Here is a 22,226-nt window from a genome sequence, read left to right as displayed (position 1 = left end):
GTTACCCGTACGTACGGTCAAGGTCACCGGGTACGGGCTGTGACGCCTGCCTCTTTCTGAGCGTGCGCTTAGTCGTGCGTTCCTAAGCGTACGCTCAGGAGGCGGCTTTGCGGTATGGGTCCCGCCCACGCAAAACCGCCTCCGGGCCCGTGGTCCACGTCACCCCGGGAACTGCTCGGTGTTCTGGTTGGCCGTGAGCAGCCAGCGGCCGTCCTCCTTGGTCATCACGTACAGCGGGGACGTCGGGTTGCCCGTGGGCTCGCCGTCGAGCGTCAGGTACTGGCCGCGGGCCTTCGCCGCGGCGACGTCGGGGCGGATGAAGAGGACGTCCACCAGCTCGTAGCGGACCGAGCCGTTCGCCATCGCGCCCGGCAGCGCCTTGTGCGTGAACTCCGCGATCTCGTCCAGGCCCCACAGGACCTTGCCGTGCGCCGTGGTCCAGATGGCGTCGGCGCGGAACAGGCTCAGGAACTCCTCCGGAAGCTCGTTGACCTGCGAGTGCTCGATCGTGGCGATGACTTCTTCGATCGCCTCGAGGTCGGCCTGCGTGTTCGTGTTCGTGTTCGCTGTCTTCGTGTTCATGCGGAGCAGCTTCGTACCTCAATCAAGCTTGAGGTCAAGCGAGTTGGTGTACGAACTTTCCGCGGGCGTCGGCTCCGGCTCCTCGATCCGCTGACGACGCCGCCGCTTGAGCAGGGCCCACGGACCCCGGGGCCCGGTCGGCATCGCCGCGGTGACCTCCGTACCGCCCTCCGAAGCCGCCTCGGCCGCGGCGCGCGCGACCGGCAGGAAGCCCTCGTTGCGCGTGACGTCCGGGCGCTCCTCCTCCGCCGGCCACAGGCCGAGCGAGGCGCAGACCGTGGGCAGCACCGCCATCGCCGCGGTCGCATAGCCCTCCGCGGACGGGTGGTAGTTGTCGAGCGAGAACATCTCGCGCGGATTCGCCGAGAACTCCGGGCCGAGCAGATCGCCCAGGGACACGGTGCGGCCGCCCTGTTCGACGGTGCCGATCGTCTGGGCGGCCGCGAGCTGGCGGGAGACCCGGCGGGCCAGCCACCGCAGCGGCTGGTACACCTGCTCCACCGAGCCCAGGTCGGGGCATGTGCCGACCACCACCTCGGCGCCCGCCGTCCGCAGGCGCCGTACGGCCGCGGCGAGATAGCGGACGGAGCTGGTCGGGGGCATACGGTGCGTGACGTCGTTCGCGCCGATCATGATCACGCAGACGTCGGGGGCCGGATCGCTGTTGGCGAGCACCAGCGTCACCTGGCGGTCGAGGTCGTCGGACTGGGCGCCCGGCAGCGCCACATTGACCAGCTCGACCGGCCGCTCCGCCACCGCCGCGAGCCCCTGCGCGAGCAGCGCCCCCGGGGTGTGCCGGGCACGGCGCACCCCCTGGCCCGCCGCCGTGGAATCACCCAGCATCGTCAGGCGCAGCGGGCGCGAGCCGTCCTCGTACGAACGCCCGTACACACCGTTGGCGCGCGGCGGGATCGGCGCGACCCCGTTGCCCACCGAACGCTTCGCCAGCTGGACCTCCGCGAGCACCACGCCCACCGCGGCCGCGCCCACGAGCCCGATACCTCCGCCGCCGAATGCCGCACCCGCGGCGATACGCCGTGCCACCCTCGCCCTCGACATGGACCGCAGCCACCTCCTTTTCACACGCCGGCGTCGCACACCGCCGCACACCGCCGTACAAGAACTGCTTGCCCCGTCGGCCAGGTTGTCCAATCTCGGTCGAGGAGAGTGTCCCTCCCCGTGCTTGACGCACCCTTAAGCTGACGGCCGTCCCAGGCAAACACCGCAGAACGCCGCAGAACCCGGAGACAACGGTGCAATTCCACGACTCGATGATCAGTCTCGTCGGCAACACCCCGCTGGTGAGGCTCAACAAGGTGACCGAAGGCATCAGGGCGACCGTCCTGGCCAAGGTCGAGTACTTCAACCCGGGCGGCTCCGTGAAGGACCGCATCGCCGTGCGGATGATCGAGGCCGCCGAGAAGAGCGGTGAGCTGCAGCCGGGCGGGACCATCGTCGAGCCCACCTCCGGGAACACCGGGGTCGGCCTGGCGATCGTGGCCCAGCAGAAGGGCTACAAGTGCATCTTCGTCTGCCCGGACAAGGTGTCCACGGACAAGATCAATGTGCTGCGCGCGTACGGGGCGGAGGTCGTGGTCTGCCCGACGGCGGTCGACCCCGAGCACCCCGACTCGTACTACAACGTCTCCGACCGCCTGGTCCGTGAGACGCCCGGTGCCTGGAAGCCCGACCAGTACTCCAACCCCAACAATCCGCGCTCGCACTACGAGACCACCGGTCCCGAACTGTGGGAGCAGACAGCTGGAAAGATCACCCATTTCGTCGCAGGCGTCGGCACCGGCGGCACCATCTCCGGCACCGGCCGCTATCTCAAGGAGATCAGCGACGGCCGGGTGACGGTCGTCGGCGCGGACCCCGAGGGCTCGGTCTACTCCGGCGGCTCCGGCCGCCCGTATCTGGTCGAAGGCGTCGGTGAGGACTTCTGGCCGACCGCGTACGACCGCGAGGTGACGGACCGCATCGTCGCCGTCTCCGACAAGGACTCCTTCCAGATGACCCGCCGCCTCGCCAAGGAGGAGGGCCTCCTGGTCGGCGGCTCCTGCGGCATGGCGGTCGTGGGCGCGCTCGAGGTCGCGCGCGAGCTGGGCGAGGACGACGTGGTGGTCGTGCTGCTGCCGGACTCGGGGCGCGGGTACCTGTCGAAGATCTTCAACGACGAGTGGATGGCGGACTACGGCTTCCTGGAGGACTCCGGGGCGTCCGCGAGCGTCGGCGACGTGCTGCGGTACAAGGAGGGCGCGCTGCCGCACCTCGTCCATATGCACCCCGAGGAGACGGTGGGGGAGGCGATCGAGGTGCTGCGCGAGTACGGGGTGTCGCAGATGCCCATCGTGAAGCCGGGCGCCGGTCACCCCGATGTGATGGCCGCGGAGGTCGTGGGCTCGGTGGTGGAGCGCGAACTGCTCGACGCGCTCTTCGCCCAGCGTGCCTCCCTGAGCGATCCCCTGGAGAAGCACATGTCCGCGCCGCTGCCGCAGGTCGGGTCCGGTGAGCCGGTCGGCGATCTGATGGCGGTCCTCGGCGCGGCGGCCGGGGCGGACGCGGCGATCGTGCTTGTGGAGGGCAAGCCCAAGGGGGTCGTGAGCCGGCAGGATCTGCTGGCGTTCTTGGCGGGTGGCGCCAAGTAAGCGGATTTTTTACGGAGTTGGGTCCGGCGTCGTGGAAAAGTGCACGCACGCGACATGTGTGCGCAGCACGCGCTTAACACGCGTCCGGCATTGTTCTGGGTGTCGGCAGGGACGGGGAGCGGCTCCCCCGGAACGGCCGGCACCGAGCGGCGCAGGACCTCCGGAGCGGCTCCCGGACCTCCTCGACGCCATGGGCGCGATACGCCGGCCCTGACCCGGCCCGCGTCCGCTCGCGGGGACCGCCGTCGTCCCGCCCCCCGTCACACGGGGGTGCGGCGGCCCCCGCGAGAAGCTCTGTTTCTTGCGGCTGAACCGTCGCCGCTCTCGCGGGCTCCGCGTCCGCCGCCCTCGCCCTAACCGCGCTCGCCGAATGCCGTCTCGTCGATGGCCGGCATCGGGCTGCCGCCGGGGTTCCAGGTCTCCAGGAAGCCCGGTTGGAGGGCCAGGTCGAGGAGTTCGACGCGGGCGCCGACGGAGTCCATACGGTGGTACGCGAAGGCGCGGCCGTAAGGGCAGCCGCTGAACTCCTCGGGGAATCCGCGCCGTTCGAGCCGGGCGGCGCCCTCGGTGAGCGACGTCGTCCAGAAGCCGAGGTGGTCGAAGCGGGGCCCGCCCGAGGCGTCCCAGGGGCTGCCGACCGGTCCCTCGATCAGCTCGATGAAGGGCGCGTCGCCTCGGGTGAAGGTGAGCCGGTAGTCCCAGTCGCCCAGGCGGTGGGTACGCGGTTCGCACCACTGGACCCCGGCGGCGAGCGTGAAGTCACGCATGGCGGGCTCGAGTTGGGGCACGACGAAACAGACGTGGTAGAAGGCGGTCATCAGGGCAGCATGGCATCGCCGGGCCGGACGACCGCGGTTTCGGCGTCCGGCCCCGGGGAGGGCCTGACAGGTCCGGGCGGCCAGGCCCTAGTCCTCCCAGTCCGATTCCTGCCCCCGCGACCGCCGCCCCCGGCCGAAGTTCGGGAATCTGTGCATGGCGTGGACCGCGTTCACTCCCACGATGCCGAGCCAGGCGACGAGCAGGCCCGGCAGGTCGGCGTTGACCGCGGCGATGGCCGAGAGGGGGATGGCGAGGATCAGGGAGACGATCGCGAAGCCGAACCGTTCGCCCCAGGCGTCCACCGAGCCGCGCGGGCCGCGGGCCTCGCGGGCGACGGCCATCTGCTGTTCCGCCATCAGGCGGCGCATCCGGCGGTCGACCGTGGCGTCCAGGCGGTCCTCGACCTTCGCGAGGAACGACTCGACCAGCGCGGGTTCGTACTCCTCGCCGAGCTCCCTGCGGGTGTGCAGGGTCGCTTGGAGTTCCTTGTTGAGCTCAGCGTCTCGGGCTTCCATAAGAAGAAACGGTACGAAGCGGGGGCGCGGAACGCAGTGGGGCTAGCCCCCCGATCCGGGGTCGGGCAGACCCGCCGCCAGGGCGGCCTCGGGCCCCCGGTGAGCCGTCTCGGACCCTCGGTGAATCGTCTCGGCCCCCCGGTGAGCCCGGCCGGGAGCAGAGGGCCGCGCGGACAAGCCGGGCAGGGCGCGCGGATAAAGTGGCCCGACTATGACTGCCACTCTCGTCGCCAGGAAGCTCACCGCCGCGCACGGTGAGCGCACGCTCTTCGCCGATCTCGACCTCGTCGTCGCGCCCGGCGACGTCATCGGTCTGGTCGGTGTCAACGGCGCCGGGAAGTCGACCCTGCTGCGGATGCTCGCCGGGCTCGACGCCCCCGAGACCGGTGAGCTGCGGCTGTCCCCGCTCGGCGCCGCCGTCGGGCACCTTCCCCAGGAGCCCGAGCGGCGAGAGGGCGAGTCCGTACGCGACTTCCTGGCCCGGCGCACCGGTGTGGCCGCGGCGCAGGCCGAGCTCGACGCGGCGACGCAGGGTCTCGTCGACGGGACACCGGGCGCGGACGACGCGTACGCGGACGCCCTCGACCGGTGGCTGAACCTCGGCGGCGCCGACCTGGACGAGCGGGCTCAGGAGGTCGCCGACGACCTCGGGCTCGCGGTGGGCCTCGATCTGCCGATGACCGCGCTGTCGGGCGGCCAGGCCGCACGCGCCGGACTCGCCTCGCTGCTGCTCTCGCGCTACGACGTCTTCCTGCTCGACGAGCCGACCAACGACCTCGACCTCGACGGTCTGGAGCGACTGGAGAAGTTCGTGCAGGGGCTGCGCGCCGGCACGGTCGTCATCAGCCACGACCGTGAGTTCCTGACCCGTACGGTCACCAAGGTCCTCGAACTCGACCTGGCCCAGCAGCAGATCAACCTGTACGGCGGCGGCTACGAGTCCTACCTGGAGGAGCGCGAGCGCGCCCGCGACCACGCCCGCGAGGAGTACGACGAGTACGCCGGCAAGCGCTCCGCCCTGGAGAGCAGGGCCGCGATGCAGCGCGGCTGGATGGACAAGGGCGTCAAGAACGCCCGCCGCAAGGCCCCCGACAACGACAAGATCGGCAAGGCCTTCCGCAGCGAGGCGAGCGAGAAGCAGGCCTCCAAGGCCCGCCAGACACAGCGCGCGATCGAGCGCCTCGACGTGGTCGACGAGCCGCGCAAGGAGTGGGAGCTGCGCATGGAGATCGCGGCGGCCCCGCGCTCCGGCTCCGTGGTCGCCACGCTGCGCGACGCGGCCGTACGGCGCGGGGAGTTCGGCTTCGGCCCGGCCAGCCTGCAGATCGACTGGGCGGACCGGGTCGCCATCACCGGCGCCAACGGGGCGGGGAAGTCGACCCTGCTCGCGGTGCTCCTCGGCCGCCTGTCCCCGGACTCCGGCTCCGCCACCCTCGGCTCGGGTGTGCTGGTCGGCGAGGTCGACCAGGCCCGCGGCCTGTTCCTCGGTGACGAACCGCTGCTCGACGCGTTCTGCGCCGCCGTACCCGACACCGAGCCGGCCGAAGTACGCACCCTGCTGGCCAAGTTCGGCCTGAAGGCGGCGCACGTGATCCGCCCGGCGGCCACCCTCTCCCCCGGTGAGCGCACCCGGGCGGCGCTGGCGCTGCTCCAGGGCCGCGGCGTGAACCTGCTGGTCCTCGACGAGCCCACCAACCACCTCGACCTGCCGGCGATCGAGCAGCTGGAGTCCGCCCTGGAGGCCTACGAGGGCACCCTGCTCCTCGTCACGCACGACCGCCGGATGCTCGACGCCGTCCACGTGACCCGACGCCTGAGGGTCGCGGACGGAAAGGTCACCGAGCTCTAGACGGTCCGCATCGCCCGGGGGGTCCGCATCGCCCGAGAGGTCGCTTCGCCCGAGGGGTCGGCTTCGCCGGAGTGCCAGGTCCCTTGCCTCCACTGCATATGTTCATGCAGAGTTCCTGGTCACTGAATAGTTCGGCCGGACCGGGAGGGCGTGGTGGAGCAGCACAGGCCGTCGCAGGCGTCGAAGCCGACGGCTTCCGTCGTCCTCGACGGCCGCGGCCTGGCCGTCGCCGATGTCGTACGGCTCGCAGAGGGCACTGCGCGTCCCGTCCCCGCCGCCGACGCCCTGCGCCGGGCCGAGGACTCCTGGTCCGCCGCCCGTGAACTCGCCCTGTCCGGCCGGGTCTACGGCCGTTCCACCGGCGTCGGCGCCAACCGGAACGAGCATGTGCCCGTCGAGTCCGCCGCCGAGCACGGCCTCAGACTGCTGCGCTCGCACGCCGGAGCGATCGGCGCACCGCTGCCGGCCCGTGAGGTCCGCGCGATGCTCGCCGTACGCGCCAATCAGCTGCTCGCGGGCGGCGCGGGGCTGCGGCCCGCCGTCGTCACCGCGCTCTGCGAAGTCCTGGCGAGCGGCGCCCACCCCCTGGTCCACGAGTTCGGCTCGGTCGGCACCGGCGACATCGCGGCCCTCGCCCAGACCGGGCTCGCCCTCGCCGGCGAACACCCCTGGGCCGCGGGACCCGCGCCCGAGCCGCTCGCGCTCGACCACAACGACGCGCTGGCGCTGATCAGTTCCAACGCGCTCACGCTCGGCCAGAGTGCGCTCGCCCTCGTCGAACTGCGGCGCCTGGTCAGGGCCACCCAGGTCGTCGGCGCACTCTCGCTGCTCGCGGTCGACGGCTCGTACGAGGCGTACGCACAACCGGTGCACGCCGCCCGCCCGCACCCCGGCTCGGGCGCCGTCGCCGCCCGCAGCCGCCGCCTCCTCGGCGCACCCGAGCGCCCCGGACCGCCGGCAGGGCGCATCCAGGACCCGTACGCCTTCCGCTGTCTGCCGCAGATCCACGGCCCCGCCGAGGACGCCGCCGACGCCCTCGAAGCGACCCTCGCCATAGAGCTCAACGCCGCCGCGGAGAACCCCCTGATCCGCGCCGACGAGCCGGCCGCGTACCACCACGGCGGCTTCTACGCGGCCCAACTCGCCCTGGCGCTCGACCACTTCCGGCTCGCGCTGATGCAGGTCGCGCACCTGTCGGCCGCGCGTCTGTCGGCGCTCAACGAACCGGGCCTCACCCGACTGCGGCCCTTCCTCGCCGCCGAGGAGCCCGCCTCGTCGGGCGTGATGATCCTCGAATACGCGGCCACGGCCGCCCTCGGCGAGCTGCGGTCCTTCGCGCACCCCGCCTCCCTCGGCCACGCCGTGCTCTCCCGCGGCCTCGAGGAACAGGCCAGCTTCGCCTCGCTCGCCGCCCGCCAGACCCTGCGGTCCGCGGCTCCGCTCCGGCTCGTGGTGGGCTGCGAACTGGTCGCGGTCATACGGGCGCTCAGGATGCGCGGGCTGCGCCCCGACCCCGGCCTTCCGGTCGGCCGGGCCTGCGCACTCGCCGAAGACCTCCGCCACGAGGGCCTCGAGGACCGTCCGCTCACCGATGATGTGACGGCGGCAGCGGAGCTGCTCGACCGGTTCGCCGACCTCTAGAGCTCCACACAGAAACCAGCAGTAGTCCGTGTCGTACGAGGGGCCTTGACCATGACCGACACCCCGGCCACCCGCCTTCAGGAGCTGTTCGAAGGCCACCGCCTGACGCCCACCCAGCGCCGGATCGCGCACTGCATGGTGCGCCGGGCGGCCGACGTGCCGTTCCTGTCCTCGGTGGAGCTCGCCGAACTGGCCGGCGTCAGCCAGCCGTCGGTGACCCGCTTCGCGGTGGCCCTCGGGTTCGACGGCTATCCGGCGCTGCGCAAGCATCTGCGGGACGTCGCCCCGGCGGACGCGGGCGGGAGCGCCGAGCTCAACGAGTACCAGCAGGCCGTCGAGGCCGAGATCGAGAACCTGCGCCATCTCGCCTCGGTGCTCGCGGATCCCGCGCCGGTGGAACAGGCGGGCGCCCTGCTCGCCGCGTCCCGCCCGCTGCCGGTCCTCGGCCTGCGCGCGGCCGCGTCCCAGGCGTACGGCTTCGCGTACTTCGCGGCCAAGGTGCACCCGGACGTACGGCTCCTGCACGAGGGCGGCACCATGCTGGCCGACCGTCTGGAGGCCGCGGCCCGCGCGGGCGCCTCGGCCGTCCTGTGCTTCGCGCTGCCGCGCCATCCGCGCGAGGTCGTCGAGGCCCTGACGTACGCGAAATCCCTCGGCCTGACCGTCGTCACGGTCGCCGACTCGGCCTTCGCCCCGGTCGCCAAGGTCTCCGACCTGCTGCTCCCGGCGGCGGTCGGCACGGGCCTCGCCTTCGACACGGTGTGCGCGCCGATGCTGCTCGGCCGGGTCCTCCTGGAGGCCATGTGCGACGGCCTGCCGGAGGCGCAGTCCCGTCTGGAGGCCTTCGACGCGCGGGCGGCGGAGCGAGGGCTGTTCGTCGAGTAACACCCGTACGGCAGCGGCGAGTTCGGGTTCGGGAGGAGCGCTCCACATCGGCGCTTGACCTGAACCAAACTTGAGCTTCTAGGTTTCTTGTCAGCACCGCAGGAACTGTCCAGCGGAGCTTTCAAGGAGGTTCGCCATGACCGAGAACGCATCCCGCACCCAGAGCGCGCAGAGCACCGCGACCGCCTCGACCGCCGCGCCGGCGACGGAGATCCCCGACCGCTACCGGTACGCCGTGATCCCGCACATCATGGTCGACGACGCCGCCGCGGCGATCGACTTCTACGGGCGGGCCTTCGGTGCCCGTGAGGACTTCAGGATCGACGCCCCGGGCGGCGGGGTCCTGCACGCCGAGATCGCGATCGGGCAGTCGGCCCTGATGCTGGGCGACGCCGGCGTGGACGAGGCGGACGGCGCGGGGCTCGCCTCCTTCTTGGCGCCCGCCTCGCTCGGCGGCGGCACCTCGGTGACCCTGCATGTCTTCGTGCCGGATGTCGACGCCCTGGCGCAGCGGGCGGCGGCTGCGGGCGCCGAGATCCTCGTACCGCCTCAGGACACCTTCCACGGTGACCGGTCCACCATCCTCAAGGATCCCTTCGGGCACATCTGGGTGTTCCTGACGCACATCGAGGACGTCTCCGAGGAGGAGATCCAGCGCCGTCTGGCCGCCGCCGGATGAGCGGGTCCGTCACCGCTCCCGCCTTCGGCGGCGGTTGCGCACCCAGGTCACCGCCCACAGGACGTGCAGCCCGCCGAGGAACACCAGGACCGCCGCCGCGTCCAGGGTGGCGGAGACCGGTCGGCCGGGCCCGAGAGCGGACACGGCGCCGGACAGGAGCGTGAGGTCGGCGGGCAGGGTGATCGCTGCCAGGAAGCCGAGGCAGGCCGCCGTGCCCACCACGAGCACCACGGTGTAGACCCGTACCGCACGCCGCTCATGGCGGGGCAGCAAGGCGCTCGGATCGCCGGCGGGCGATCCCGGGCGGTGCGTTCGGCGCAGCAGACGCCGCCCCACGTAGGCGGCGTACGTCACGCCCTCGCCGTAGAGGTCACGGCAGCCGGTCAGGTCCTGGAGCACGAAGTACAGGTCGGTGCGCATGAAGACCATCAGCTGGAACGGCAGGGGCAGCAGCGCCGTCAGCGCGACAGCCAGGAGAACCCGGTGCGGGAGGGTCCCGGGCGTCACCGCGGCCGCACCCAGGACGGCGAGCGCGAACGTGGTCAGGTTCACCGCGATACCGGCCAGATAGGCGGTCAACCGATGCCGGCGCGGGGCCAGTTCTATGCCGCTGATGTCGGTCTGAAGGACCAGGAACTGCAGTCGCGTGCCCAGCTCGATACGGCCGGGGACCCCGGTGGCCCGGGCGGTCAGGAGGTGGGCGAGTTCATGGACGTAGAGCAGCGTCCAGCCGGCGGCGGCATGCAGCGCGAGGACGAGGCTGCCGTGTGAGGTCCACAGCAGGGTGCGGAAGTCGAGGGCGAGTTCCGGCCGGGTGGCGACGAGGAAGAGCGCCGTCGCGACCAGCGCCCCGGCCATGAGCGGGAGCGCGGGGTGCAGCGTCCAGCGCACATGGTGAGGGCGCAGCCGGGCCAGCGGAGGGGGTTTCGGCGGGGCGGCGGGCACCGGGTGTCCGTCCGCCTCGGCGACGAACTCCAGGTCCATCAGGGCGGTCACGAATTCCGGTACGTCGACGTCCTCGCCCGTCTCCTGCCGCAGGCGTACGCCGACGTCCGGGACCGTCAGGCCCTCCTGGAGCAGCTCTATGACGCGCTTGCCGGCCTCGGGCAGGGCCACGAACCGCCCGGTGGCCATGCGGCCGACGATCCACTCGTCACGATCGCGCCGACAGGCCAGCGGGTGCAGCCGGACCGTGGTCGGCGTCCAGACGTCAGCCAAGAGCGTTCCCGCAGGCCGGGCAGTCGGGGAGGCGCTCGAACCGTTCGAGGACCGGGTCGCCGGGCACCATGAGATTGATGCCGAATCTGAAGCCGGGCTCCATCGCGGGCACCCCGGTCAGCAGGGCGAGCGCGGCATGGGTCTGCAGGGTGCCGGACAGGGCCGCCGTGACGGCGTTGGCGGGGTTCCAGGGAAAACGCGGCGAGGCGGCCTCCTCGTCCTGGCCGGGTCCGACCCGCAGATCGCGGCGTGCCACTTCGCCCGCCCGGTGGCACTCCCAGCAGGCGCCGACTCCGGGCATGTGCACCCCCACCGTGACCAAGGGGCCGTGATATCCGGCGTCGACCCAAGGGGTGTTCGTGGCCAGGCAGACGCGATTGGCCCATCTGCGGATGGCCGGCGGCCGGTCGGCCGCGAGGAGCAGCAGGTCGTAGCCGGGGTCCAGGAGATCGGCCAGGTCGTCGCGATCGCGCACCTCACGGCGCTCTCCGGTGACCGTCACATCGGAGTTCCTCGCCCGTAACGCGTCCAGCGCGGCGTCGAGTTTGGGCTGTCCGATGTCCTTCTCCACGAAGAGCGGCTGCCGGTTGAGATTCGGCGCCTCCACCACATCCGGCTCCACGCAGTGCAGATGCCCGACGCCGGAGGCGACCAGGGACTGGGCCGCGTATCCGCCGGTGCCGCCCAGGCCCAGGAGGAGGACGCGCGCCTTGCGCAGCTTCAGTTGTACGTCCCAGGGGCCGGTGCGGGGAGTGAGGTCCATCCACCGCTGCAAGGGGACACCGCGGCTGTACCGGACCTGCTCCCGCTCCGAGAACTCGGGTGGGATCCGGGCGGCGGCGTCCTCGAGGAAACCGGCCGACAGGAGATCGGCCACGGCCTCGCGAAGGTCCTCCGCCGGCACCTCCGGGTGTGTCTCCCGCACGGCGGCGACGACCGCACTGAGGGAGCGGGTCCCGTCCATGGCCTCGATCAGCGGCCATACCCAGCCTTCGGGGTCGAGGATCTCGGCGCCGATGCCGTAGATCACGCTGCCGATGCGGACGTGGCCGTCGACGGTCCGGTACGCCCGGTGCTCCGGCTTCACCCGAGGGCGCTCGATGCTGTGCAGGCCGACCGTCACAGAGGCCCCTCCGGTAGGTGACACGCGCTCTTGACACTCTGACCACGGCTGCAACCCTTGGCAAGGTGCCGGAGTGCTCATGGCTTCGGCAACTTCCTTGTGCATCAGCCGAGTTGAAGGTGGGGATCTGTATGGCTACCAAGATCGTGATTCGCCCGCTGGACAAGAAGCAGACGACCGGCGAGAGCAATTCCATCGGGTCCTGATCCGACGCGATACCGGAGGCATGGGGGTGGGCAGTGCCTGAGCACGGCTCGGCGGTGTACGGATATCCGGCCGCCGAAGATGTGGAGTGCGCTGTCCGCCGCCTTGCCGAGGAGCACCCCGGGCTCCTGCGGCTGCGGGAGGTGGGCAGGTCCGGGGACGGACGCCCGCTGCTGCTTCTCTCGGCGGGAGAGGGGGCCCGCACCGTACTCACGGTGGCCGGGGCGCATGCCAACGAGCCCGTCGGCGGAGCCTGCGTACTGGCGCTCGCGCGACAGTTCGCCACCGACCCGCGAGCGCTGGCGGAACTGGACTGCACCTGGCACGCGCTGCTCTGTCTCGACCCCGACGGAGCACGGCGCCACCAAGGCATGGAGGGGCCTTCGCTCCTCGCTTATCACCGCGGCTTCTACCGGCCGAACTTCACCCGGCAGCCCGAGTTCCTGCCGGGGGCGGGTGACGAGCGGCCGGTCATGCCCGAGTCACAGGCGCTCGTGGCCGTACTCGACGAGCTGCGGCCCACGGTCCAGTTCTCGCTGCACGGCAACGAAGTGGGCGGTTCCTTCCTTCAGTTGACCGCTCCGCTCGCCGGGGCGGCGGGAGCCTTCCGGGGCGTGGCCGCGGACCTCGGCGTGCCGGTGGAGTTCCGCCCCTTCGACGGGATCGACTGGGTGGCGGACAGCCCCGGGGTGCTGCGACTCCCGGCGGGTGGGCAGGACAAGGAGGAGAAGGACCCCTCAGGGTTCCTCTCCCGGGCGACCTGGACGTACCCCGCCAAGTACGGGACCGTCTCGGTGGTGCTCGAAGCCCCCATGTGGGCGGCGCCGGCCGTGAGCGACCCCACCCCCGTGGCCGACCCGGCGGGCGAGCTGCACAAGGTGGGCGACCTCCTGCTCGGGCGGCTGCAGCAGGTGTCCGACGCGCTCGCCGGCGTGCCCGAGCCGTCGTCCCTGTGCCAGGCCGCCGCCCGTGAACTCCTCGATGTGGCACCCGAAGTGGCCGTCACCTGGCGGCAGTACGCACCCGGTACGTCGGGCATCGCGGCCACGGCCGGGAGCGGCGCCTCCATGGGCATCGCCGCCCGCCGTATCCCGTTGCGGGCGGCGGCGATGATGCGCCGGGCCCTTTTCGCGGAGGGGCGGACCACGGCGGCGCAGACGCTCGGGTGGCTGATGCGTGAGTGGTGCGCGGAGTTGTCGGCGGAGTTCGCGCCGCGCTGGGTTCCGGTGTCGACTCAAGTCGCCTTGCAGGCACGGGTGATGCGGGAGATCGTCCGGCTCGCGCCACCGCTCACCTGAGCCAGGCTCTCCCGCACCGCACCGCACCGCACCCGCCGAGCACCGCACCCGCCGCCCCCGTGCACCGCGTCTCGACCGTCAGACGGCCTCCTCGCCCCGGGCCCTCATCACCACCTTGTTCACGGCCCACAGCGCGATCCCGATCGCGAGCAGCACCCCGGCCCGGATGTAGACGTCCGCGGGACGGTCCGCCAGCGGGCCGGCCAGGATCAGGGCCGTGATCGCGCCGAGGACGGGCAGGACGGTCGGCGTACGGAAGTGGGCGTGGTCGACGGGGTCGCGGCGCAGGACGAGGACCGCGACGTTGACCACCGCGAAAACGCAGAGCAGCAGGAACGCCGTCGTGTCGCCGAGCCCCTCGATCTCTCCCGTCGACACCAGACCGATCGCCAGGACCGACACGAAGATGATCCCGACCACCGGCGTGCGGCGCTTGGCGAGGACACGGCCCATTCCGCTCGGCAGAATGCGCTCATTGGCCATGCCGTAACACAGCCGCGAGGCCATCATGATGTTGATGAGCGCCGAATTGGTGACCGCGAACAGGGCGATGAGCGCGAAGAGTTTATGCGGGAAGTCCACTCCGCCGGCCTTGACGACTTCGAGCAGCGGCCCGCTCGATCCCGAAAGCGTCTTGTGGTCGACCATGAGGGAGGACACCAGCGCCACAAGCACATAGATGGTGCCGGTGATCGCCACACCCAGGAAGATCGCCCGCGGGAAATTACGCTGCGGATCCTTGGTCTCCTCGACCATGTTGACCGAATCCTCGAAACCGACGAAGGCGAAGAATCCCAGAGCGGTCGCGCCGAGTACACCGGTCATCAAGGCATATCCGGTACCGCTCGCCTCGAAGTCCGTGAGCCGGGACGGTTCGCCGTCGCCGCTCATGACGGCCCAGGCGCCGATCGCCAAAATGATGGCCAGGCCCGTGAGTTCGACGATGGTCAGCACCACATTGGTCTTCACCGACTCCGAGACACCGCGCAGATTCAGCGCGGCGAGCACCAGGATGAAGGCGATCGCGATCAGCGTGGGCGGCAGGGCGTCGCCGGTGAGCTCGCTCAGGTAGTCGCCGCTGAACGCACGGGCCGCCGCGCTCGCCGAGGACAGGCCCGAACACATCACCATGAAGGCCACGATGAAGGTGATGAACGGGACCTTGAATGCCTTTTGCGTATAGAGCGCGGCACCCGCCGCCCGCGGATATTTCCCGACGAGTTCGACATACGAGGCGGCCGTGAGGATCGCGACCACGAACCCGATCACGAACGGCAGCCAGAGCGCCCCGCCCACCTTTCCCGCGACCTTTCCCGTGGTCGCGTAGATCCCCGTACCGAGGATGTCGCCGATGACGAAAAGGATCAGGAGTTTGGGGCCGATGGCGCGTTTGAGCGACGGTTCTCCGGATTGCGGGGTCGTGCTCGGTTCGGTGACGGACACGGAAGACCTCCCCCGAGAGCTGATACGTCGGGATCAGTTCTGCCCGGCATCCATGACATCAGTCACAGAATCCACCCGGCGACCGTGAGCAACCATCCCTTTCTGTCCGTTGTAAACGCCGCCCGGCCGTACGGGAAGCCGGAGCGAGAGGGAAAGCGCGAGGTGAGGGGGCGTGTGGCGCGCATAAGCTCCCGGCGTGAATCTTCGACGTGTTCTCGCGGTGACCGTTGCCGCAGCAGTGACGACCCCCGCCGCCTTCGCCGTCGCGGCGCCCGCTTTCGCCTCGGCCCCCTCGGTCATACGCGCGGCCGAGCGGCCCACGTACGAGCAGCTGAAGCAGGCCGCGGCCGATGCCAAGAAGGCCTACGACCAGGCCGTCACCGCGAAGAACGACCTGTATGAGGCCCTCGAGGCCGACAGCTCGCCGCTGAAGCTCGCGAAGGACACCGCCGAGCAGGCGGCCAAGGACGCGGCCGCCGCGAGGACCGCCGCCGAGCAGAAGGTCACGGACGCGAAGGACGCGCTGGACAAGGCCGAGACGGACGCCGACAAGGCCGAGGCGCGAAAGGCGCTCGACGAGGCCGAGGAAGCGCTGGTCAAGGCCGAAGAGGCAAAGACGAAGGCCGACGAAACGGCCAAGGCCGCCAGTGACGCGTACTACGACGAGCGCGTCGCGATGGTCCGTGACTACGAGAAGGCCAAGAAGGCGGTCACCACCGCCGAGACCGCCTTGAAGGACGCCGACGCCGCCCTGAAGGCCGCCGGCGAGAGCGTCCGCGAGAACGGGCTCACCTCGCTCGCGCACGGCCTGCCGTCGAAGGTCGTCGCGGGCACCGAGGTCGACTTCACCGTCCGGATCACCAACGGCACCGAGCGCACGCTGAGCGTGGACCCGCTGGTCCTGGTCAGCGCGCGGGCCTACAAGGACAGCCCGGTGACGGTGCAGTGGTCCGACGGCTCCGCCTGGCACACCCTCGACACGGGGACCCAGCACGTCGACCGCATCGAGTCCATGAAGCCGGGCGCCACCAGCGACGTGCGGCTCCGGGTGGAGTTCGACGCCGAGTCCAAGGGCGGCGACGCCGTCGCGCTCTTCGCCGCCGACGCATCCGACGCGTACAACCCGTCCATCCACGGCCCGATGAAGCGCTACGACTTCGAGGTCCTGCCCGCGGGCAGCAAGCCGGGCGATGTCGAGGACGCCGAGCCGGTCACCCCGGACGCCGACGACGACCAGCGTCCCGGCGCCGAGGACGGCAAGGGCGACGACAACGGCAAGCAGCCGCAGGGCGACGCGTCCGAGCCGGCCACGGACGCCGACGGCAACCTCGCCTCGACCGGTGCGTCCTCCTCGCCCACGCAGATCGCGCTGGCCGCGGCGGGCGCCGTGGCGCTCGGCGGCGGCGCGGTGTACCTCGTGCGCCGGCGCAGGACACTGGCCGGCTGACCGCAGCCGCCAGGTGATCGACTCGGGCAGCCCCCGGCCGGACGGCCGGGGGCTGCTCCGCTTGTGCGGCTACATCCCCTCCAGCGCCCCCACCTGCGCTCCACCCGACTCCGCCACGATCTCCCGCACGGTCTGCGCCGCGCGGATCACGGCGAAGCGCACCTTGCCGTCCGTATCGGCCGAGAACCCGTGGACGGCAGGGCGGGCCAGGGAGTTGTACGCGTAGTGGTGGGCGAAGTAGTACGCGCCCGTGTCCAGTGCGGCCACCCAGTCGTCCTGTTCGAGCAGCGGCAGCGGGCGGTCGGCGGCGAGCAGATCGCCCGCGAAGCAGGCCGGGCCCGCCACGTCCTGGGCCACCTCGGGTCCGCTCTTCGGCCGGCCCTTGGGGTCGTACGCGGCGATCCGCAGCGGCCAGGAGTGCGGGGCGTACACCGTGCGCGTCGCGACCTGGGCGCCCGCGTGCGTCACGGCGACGGGCCGGCCGCCCGCGGACTTGGCGTACTCGACACGCGCCAGGATCGTGCCGTGCTTGGCGAGCAGGGACCGGCCGAACTCCGTGACCAGGCCGTACGCCCCGGAGAACAGGCCGGGGACGGTGCCCCGCAGTTCCCGTACGAAGGCGTCGTACGTCGGTGCCTCCTCGTCCGAGGTGAAGTTGACCGAGAGCCCGCCACCGATGTCCAGGGTGTCGATCTGGCGGCGGCCGACCCGGGCGTTGATCTCCTCGGCGAGCGCGTACAGCTCGCGGATGCCCTGGACGTGCAGGTCGAGCGGGATGCCCTGGGAGCCCGAGTGGATATGCAGACGGGTCAGCCACGGCCGGTCGAGGTAGGCCCCGATCAGCCACTCGCGGGCGCCCTCGTCCCGCAGCGCCACCCCGAACTTCGAGGTCGAGGTCGCGGTGGAGAGGGCCTCGATGGAGCCGCCGCCGGTCTGCGGGTTCACGCGGATCCCGATCGGTGAGCTGCTCGGGGCCGAGCGGACCAGGGCGTCGATCCGGGTCAGCTCCTGCGGGTTGTCGGCGTTGACCGCGATCCCGAGGGCGAGGGCCTCGCGCAGCTCGGCGGGCGTCTTGGCGGGGGAGTCGAGGACCGTGGCGGCGGGCCGGATCCCGGCCGCACGCGCGAGGGCCAGCTCACCCGGGCTCGCCACTTCCGCGCCCAGGCCCTCCTCGTGCAGCAGTCGCAGGACGGGCACGAGCGGGGAGGCCTTCACGGCGAAGGCGTGCAGCACCGGGGCCGAAGTGGCGGACGAGAAGGCCGACTTGAGGGCCCGGGCGGACCGGCGGATCCCGGTGATGTCGAGGAACGCCGCGATCGGGATCTCAGGACCCACGATCCCCTGCTCCACGGCGGCACGGACCGCCGCGTCACGGCGGTCCGCGAGCTGTTCCCCGGCCGCGCCGTCATCCCCGGTCGCGCCGCCGGTGGCCTCTGCGTTCTCCCGTATCCCCATGAGATCCAGCCAACCACCGGCCGCGACGCCCCGCAGAGGTACGAAGGGATTGACTAGTTCTATTCAGCTGGACAGGATGTGAATAACGACATCACGAGGAGGCAGGCCCATGTCCGGACCCCGTCCAGTCCGAGCGCCCCGCGGCACCGAGCTGAGCGCCCTGGGATGGCCCCAGGAGGCCGCCCTGCGGATGCTCCAGAACAACCTCGACCCCGAGGTCGCCGAGCACCCCGACAAGCTCGTCGTCTACGGAGGCACCGGCAAGGCCGCCCGTGACTGGCGCTCCTTCGACGCGATGGTCCGCACGCTGAAGACGCTCAAGCAGGACGAGACGATGCTCGTCCAGTCCGGCCGCCCCGTCGGCGTGATGCAGACCCACGAGTGGGCGCCGCGGGTGCTGATCGCCAACTCGAACCTGGTGGGGGACTGGGCGAACTGGGAGGAGTTCCGGCGCCTGGAGCAGCTCGGCCTCACCATGTACGGGCAGATGACGGCCGGCTCGTGGATCTACATCGGCACCCAGGGCATCCTCCAGGGCACGTACGAGACGTTCGCCGCCGTCGCCGCGAAGAAGTTCAACGGCACGCTCGCCGGCACGATCACGCTGACCGCGGGACTCGGCGGCATGGGCGGCGCCCAGCCGCTCGCCGTGACCATGAACGACGGTGTCGCGATCTGTATCGACGTCGACCCGCGCGCCATCGAGCGCCGGATCGAGCACAAGTACCTGGACGTGAAGGCCGACTCGCTGCAGCACGCGATGCGCCTCGCGGTCGAGGCCCGCGACGCGCGCCGGCCGCTCTCCATCGGTCTGCTCGGCAACGCGGCCGAGCTCGTTCCGCAGATGCTCGCCGAGGGCGCCCCGATCGACATCGTGACCGACCAGACCTCGGCCCACGACCCGCTCGCCTACCTCCCGCTCGGTGTCGATTTCGACGACATGGCGGACGCCGCGGCCAAGGACCCGGCCGGGTTCACCCGCAAGGCCCGCGAATCCATGGCCAAGCACGTCGAGGCCATGGTCGGCTTCATGGACGCCGGTGCCGAGGTCTTCGACTACGGCAACTCGATCCGGGGTGAGGCCCAACTGGCCGGATACGAGCGGGCGTTCGCGTTCCCCGGCTTCGTGCCCGCGTACATCCGTCCGCTGTTCTGCGAGGGCAAGGGCCCGTTCCGCTGGGCCGCGCTGTCCGGCGAGGCCTCCGACATCCACAAGACGGACAAGGCGATCCTCGACCTCTTCCCCGAGAACGAATCGCTGCACCGCTGGATCAAGATGGCCGGCGAGCGCGTCCACTTCCAGGGCCTGCCCGCCCGTATCTGCTGGCTCGGCCAGGGCGAGCGCGACAAGGCGGGCGACATGTTCAACGACATGGTCGGCAACGGCACCCTCGCCGCCCCTCTCGCCATCGGCCGCGACCACCTCGACTGCGGCTCGGTCGCATCGCCGTACCGTGAGACCGAGGCCATGCTCGACGGCTCGGACGCCATCGCGGACTGGCCGCTGCTCAACGCCATGGTCAACGTCGCCTCGGGCGCCTCCTGGGTGTCGATCCACCACGGCGGCGGCGTCGGCATGGGCCGCTCCATCCACGCGGGCCAGGTCTCGGTGGCCGACGGCACCGCGCTCGCCGGCGAGAAGATCCGCCGCGTCCTCACCAACGACCCCGCCATGGGCGTCATCCGGCACGTCGACGCCGGCTACGACATCGCGGAGTCGGTCGCGGACGACAAGGGCGTACGCGTCCCGATGCGTGAGGGCGAAGAGGCGTGACCTCGTCCTTTCACCAGATGTGGGCCGATCTCGGGCCCATCGGGCGGGACGCCGGCAGCGGTGGCTACCGGCGTTTCGCCTGGACCGAGGCCGACCGGGACTGCCGCGCGTGGTTCCGGTCCGAGGCCGAAGCGCGCGGGCTGACCTACGAGCTGGACCGCAACGGAAACCAGTGGGCCTGGCTCGGAGACCCGAGGGCGGGAGACGCGATCGTGACCGGATCGCATCTCGACTCCGTCCCGGACGGCGGCGCGTTCGACGGCCCTCTGGGTGTCGTCAGCGCGTTCGCGGCCCTTGATGAACTCCGCCACAGGGGAGTGGAGTTCACCAAGCCCCTCGCGATCACCAACTTCGGTGACGAAGAGGGCGCGCGCTTCGGTCTCGCCTGCGTCGGCTCCCGGCTCATGGCCGGACAGCTGACGCGCGAGCAGGCGTACGAGCTGCGCGACGGCGACGGGGTGTCGCTGCCGGACGCCATGGAGCGCGCCGGTCACGACCCCTCCGCCCTCGGCCGCGACGACGAGCGCCTCGCGCGGATCGGCGCGTATGTGGAGCTGCACGTCGAGCAAGGTCGTGCGCTCGACCTGAGTGGCGACCGCGTCGGCATCGCGAGCGCCATCTGGCCGCACGGCCGCTGGCGCTTCGACTTCCGCGGCGAGGCCAACCACGCCGGCACCACCCGGCTCGTGGACCGCCGCGACCCGATGCTGCCGTACGCGGAGACGGTTCTGGCCGCCCGCCGCGAGGCCGAACTCGCGGGCGCGGTCGCCACGTTCGGCAAGATCGCCGTCGAGCCCAACGGCGTCAACGCGATCCCCTCCCTCGTACGGGGATGGCTGGACTCGCGTGCCCCCTCGCCGGACGACCTGGACGCGACGGTCACCGCGATCGAGAAGGCCGCGCGCGAGTACGCCGACCGGCACGGTGTGGACCTCGCCGTCGTACGGGAGTCCTTCACGCCCGTCATCGAGTTCGAGCACGCCCTGCGCGACGAGCTCGGGCGGCTGCTCGGCTCGGGCGGGACTCCGGTGCCCGTGCTCGGCACGGGCGCGGGACACGACGCGGGAATCCTCTCCTCGGAGATCCCGACGGCCATGCTGTTCGTGCGCAACCCCACCGGCATCTCGCACTCCCCGGCCGAATACGCCGCCGAGGACGACTGCGTGGCAGGTGTGCTTGCACTGGCCGACGTACTGGAGGGACTTGCGTGCAGGTGAGCACTTACTGGGCCGAATACGCCTGGCTGGACACGAATGTCGAGCCGGGAGTCGCGCTCGACGTGTCGGCCGACGGACGTATCTCCGCCGTACGCACGGGAGTCGGCGCCCCCGAGCCGGGCGCCGTCGTCCTGCGCGGCCTCACGCTCCCCGGCCTGGCGAACGCGCACTCGCACGCCTTCCACCGGGCCCTGCGCGGGACCGTGCAGGTCGGGTCGGGGACCTTCTGGACCTGGCGCGAGGTCATGTACCAGGTGGCTGCCCGGCTCACCCCCGAGTCGTACTTCCGGCTCGCGCGGGCCGTGTACGCGGAGATGGCGCTCGCCGGGATCACGGCGGTGGGCGAGTTCCACTATCTGCACCATGCGCCGGGCGGGCGGCCGTACGAGGACCCCAACGCGATGGGTCAGGCGCTGATCGCGGCGGCCGGCGAGGCGGGCATCCGGATCACGCTGCTCGACACGGCTTACCTTTCGTCCGGGTTCGGGGCCGCGCCCGACCGGCATCAGCAGCGGTTCTCGGACGGGTCGGCCGAGGCCTGGGCCGAGCGGGTGTCGGCGCTGAAGCCGGGCGAGGGGGTACGGATCGGCGCGGCGATCCACTCCGTACGGGCCGTTCCCGCGGGCGAGTTGGGGACGGTGGCCGCGTGGGCGCACGCCGCCGGCGCGCCCCTGCACGTCCATCTCTCCGAGCAGACCGCCGAGAACGACGCGTGCCTGGCCGCGCACGGCTGTACGCCGACGCGGCTGCTCGCGGACCACGGGGTGCTCGGGCCGTCGACGACCGGCGTCCACAACACGCATCTGACGCCCGAGGACATCGCGCTCCTCGGCTCGTCGGGCACGGGCACGTGCATGTGCCCGACGACCGAGCGCGACCTCGCGGACGGCATCGGCCCGGCGGCCGCGCTGCAGCGCGCGGGCTCGCCCCTCTCGCTGGGTTCGGACTCCCACGCGGTGATCGACCCCTTCGAGGAGGCGCGCGCGATGGAGCTCAACGAGCGGCTGCGGACGCGGACCCGGGGGCACTGGACGGCGGCGGCGCTGCTGCGGGCGGCGTCCGCGGACGGGTACGCGGCGCTGGGGTGGGGGTCGGGCGCCGGCCTCGAACCCGGCGCGCTCGCGGACTTCACGTGCGTGGCGCTGGATTCCGTACGCACCGCGGGACCGTTGCCGCGCCTGGCCGCGGAGACGGTGGTGTTCGCGGCGTCTTCCGCTGACGTCCGGCACACGGTGGTGGGTGGGCGGCATGTGGTCCGGTCCGGCTGCCATGTCTCGGTGCCGGACGTCGCGGCGGAGCTCGCGGCTGCGGTGGGGGCGCTGCGCGGCTGAATTCCCCACCCCGCCCCTTCCCGAAACCGGGGCTTTGCCCCGGACCCCGGTTCGCCCTTCGGGCTCAGTCCTCAATCGCCGGACGGGCTAAATCTTTT

18 protein-coding genes are annotated in these 22,226 nt (G+C 71.5%); 10 read left to right on the top strand and 8 right to left on the bottom strand.

The genetic code is table 11. From position 1 onward, the window contains the following. Window positions 1-159: 159 nt before the first annotated feature. A complete protein-coding gene (locus G6045_RS21685) occupies window positions 160-582 on the bottom strand; it encodes an SgcJ/EcaC family oxidoreductase (RefSeq protein WP_165333702.1) in 423 nt (140 codons plus the stop codon). Between the two features lie 18 nt (window positions 583-600). Continuing rightward, on the bottom strand, window positions 601-1,650 hold the full coding sequence (locus G6045_RS21680) for an SGNH/GDSL hydrolase family protein (RefSeq protein WP_165333713.1): 1,050 nt from the start codon (window positions 1,648-1,650) through the stop codon (window positions 601-603). Between the two features lie 185 nt (window positions 1,651-1,835). Here G6045_RS21680 and G6045_RS21675 point away from each other — a divergent pair, with 185 nt between their 5' ends. Continuing rightward, window positions 1,836-3,230, top strand: a complete 1,395-nt coding sequence (locus G6045_RS21675; protein ID WP_165333701.1) for a cystathionine beta-synthase — start codon at window positions 1,836-1,838, stop codon at window positions 3,228-3,230. Window positions 3,231-3,583: 353 nt separating this feature from the next. Here the strand turns inward: G6045_RS21675 and G6045_RS21670 are convergent, their stop codons facing one another. Beyond that, window positions 3,584-4,048: a VOC family protein gene (locus G6045_RS21670; RefSeq protein WP_165333700.1), complete on the bottom strand. Its 465-nt coding sequence runs from the start codon at window positions 4,046-4,048 to the stop codon at window positions 3,584-3,586. Window positions 4,049-4,135: 87 nt separating this feature from the next. Continuing rightward, complete coding sequence (locus G6045_RS21665) at window positions 4,136-4,564, bottom strand: hypothetical protein (RefSeq protein ID WP_165333699.1); 429 nt, start codon at window positions 4,562-4,564, stop codon at window positions 4,136-4,138. A 211-nt stretch (window positions 4,565-4,775) separates the two neighbouring features. Between G6045_RS21665 and G6045_RS21660 the strand changes: the two genes are divergently transcribed. The 4 genes from G6045_RS21660 (at window position 4,776) to G6045_RS21645 (ending at window position 9,618) form a co-directional block, all read left to right on the top strand. After that, window positions 4,776-6,413, top strand: a complete 1,638-nt coding sequence (locus tag G6045_RS21660; RefSeq protein WP_165333698.1) for an ABC-F family ATP-binding cassette domain-containing protein — start codon at window positions 4,776-4,778, stop codon at window positions 6,411-6,413. A 153-nt stretch (window positions 6,414-6,566) separates the two neighbouring features. Beyond that, a complete protein-coding gene (locus G6045_RS21655; protein WP_408056351.1) occupies window positions 6,567-8,054 on the top strand; it encodes an aromatic amino acid ammonia-lyase in 1,488 nt (495 codons plus the stop codon). 51 nt (window positions 8,055-8,105) lie between these two features. Then, entirely contained in the window at window positions 8,106-8,939 is an 834-nt protein-coding gene (locus G6045_RS21650) for a MurR/RpiR family transcriptional regulator (protein ID WP_165333696.1), read from the top strand. A gap of 250 nt (window positions 8,940-9,189) precedes the next feature. Beyond that, window positions 9,190-9,618, top strand: a complete 429-nt coding sequence (locus G6045_RS21645) for a VOC family protein (protein WP_235968154.1) — start codon at window positions 9,190-9,192, stop codon at window positions 9,616-9,618. Between the two features lie 9 nt (window positions 9,619-9,627). On the opposite strand, the gene G6045_RS21640 is transcribed toward G6045_RS21645, so the two are convergent. After that, window positions 9,628-10,836, bottom strand: coding sequence for a hypothetical protein (locus G6045_RS21640; RefSeq protein ID WP_165333694.1), 1,209 nt, complete (start codon window positions 10,834-10,836; stop codon window positions 9,628-9,630). Continuing rightward, window positions 10,829-11,923 carry a HesA/MoeB/ThiF family protein gene (locus G6045_RS21635; protein WP_165333712.1) on the bottom strand — a complete coding sequence of 365 codons (1,095 nt, stop codon included), beginning with the start codon at window positions 11,921-11,923 and terminating at the stop codon, window positions 10,829-10,831. The genes G6045_RS21640 and G6045_RS21635 overlap by 8 nt, the downstream gene beginning before the upstream one ends. Before the next feature lie 275 nt (window positions 11,924-12,198). Here G6045_RS21635 and G6045_RS21630 point away from each other — a divergent pair, with 275 nt between their 5' ends. After that, window positions 12,199-13,461 carry a M14 family zinc carboxypeptidase gene (locus tag G6045_RS21630; protein ID WP_328707853.1) on the top strand — a complete coding sequence of 421 codons (1,263 nt, stop codon included), beginning with the start codon at window positions 12,199-12,201 and terminating at the stop codon, window positions 13,459-13,461. 78 nt (window positions 13,462-13,539) lie between these two features. Here G6045_RS21630 and G6045_RS21625 read toward each other — a convergent pair whose 3' ends face one another. Then, window positions 13,540-14,904, bottom strand: a complete 1,365-nt coding sequence (locus G6045_RS21625; protein ID WP_165333693.1) for an APC family permease — start codon at window positions 14,902-14,904, stop codon at window positions 13,540-13,542. 196 nt (window positions 14,905-15,100) lie between these two features. On the opposite strand from G6045_RS21625, the gene G6045_RS21620 reads away from it, so the two are divergent. Further along, on the top strand, window positions 15,101-16,351 hold the full coding sequence (locus G6045_RS21620; RefSeq protein WP_206344021.1) for an LPXTG cell wall anchor domain-containing protein: 1,251 nt from the start codon (window positions 15,101-15,103) through the stop codon (window positions 16,349-16,351). Window positions 16,352-16,420: 69 nt separating this feature from the next. Here G6045_RS21620 and G6045_RS21615 read toward each other — a convergent pair whose 3' ends face one another. Beyond that, complete coding sequence (locus tag G6045_RS21615) at window positions 16,421-17,806, bottom strand: type III PLP-dependent enzyme domain-containing protein (protein ID WP_165333692.1); 1,386 nt, start codon at window positions 17,804-17,806, stop codon at window positions 16,421-16,423. Window positions 17,807-17,915: 109 nt separating this feature from the next. Between G6045_RS21615 and hutU the strand changes: the two genes are divergently transcribed. From hutU to G6045_RS21600, 3 genes are read left to right on the top strand one after another with little or no spacing between them, the layout of a single operon-like run. After that, window positions 17,916-19,580 (top strand): urocanate hydratase, encoded by a 1,665-nt coding sequence (gene hutU / locus G6045_RS21610; protein ID WP_165333691.1) that lies wholly within the window; start codon window positions 17,916-17,918, stop codon window positions 19,578-19,580. 17 nt (window positions 19,581-19,597) lie between these two features. Next, the gene (locus tag G6045_RS21605; RefSeq protein ID WP_165333709.1) at window positions 19,598-20,797 is read left to right on the top strand and encodes an allantoate amidohydrolase; all 1,200 of its coding nucleotides are present in this window, start codon (window positions 19,598-19,600) and stop codon (window positions 20,795-20,797) included. Beyond that, complete coding sequence (locus tag G6045_RS21600; RefSeq protein ID WP_165333690.1) at window positions 20,788-22,128, top strand: formimidoylglutamate deiminase; 1,341 nt, start codon at window positions 20,788-20,790, stop codon at window positions 22,126-22,128. Before G6045_RS21605 ends, G6045_RS21600 begins: the two co-directional genes overlap by 10 nt. Window positions 22,129-22,226: the final 98 nt, after the last annotated feature.

The organism is Streptomyces mesophilus (assembly GCF_011044995.1).
Lineage (GTDB): Bacteria > Actinomycetota > Actinomycetes > Streptomycetales > Streptomycetaceae > Streptomyces > Streptomyces mesophilus.
The sequence above is the reverse complement of the archived record's forward strand: the minus strand, read 5'-3'. Positions and strand labels throughout refer to the sequence as shown.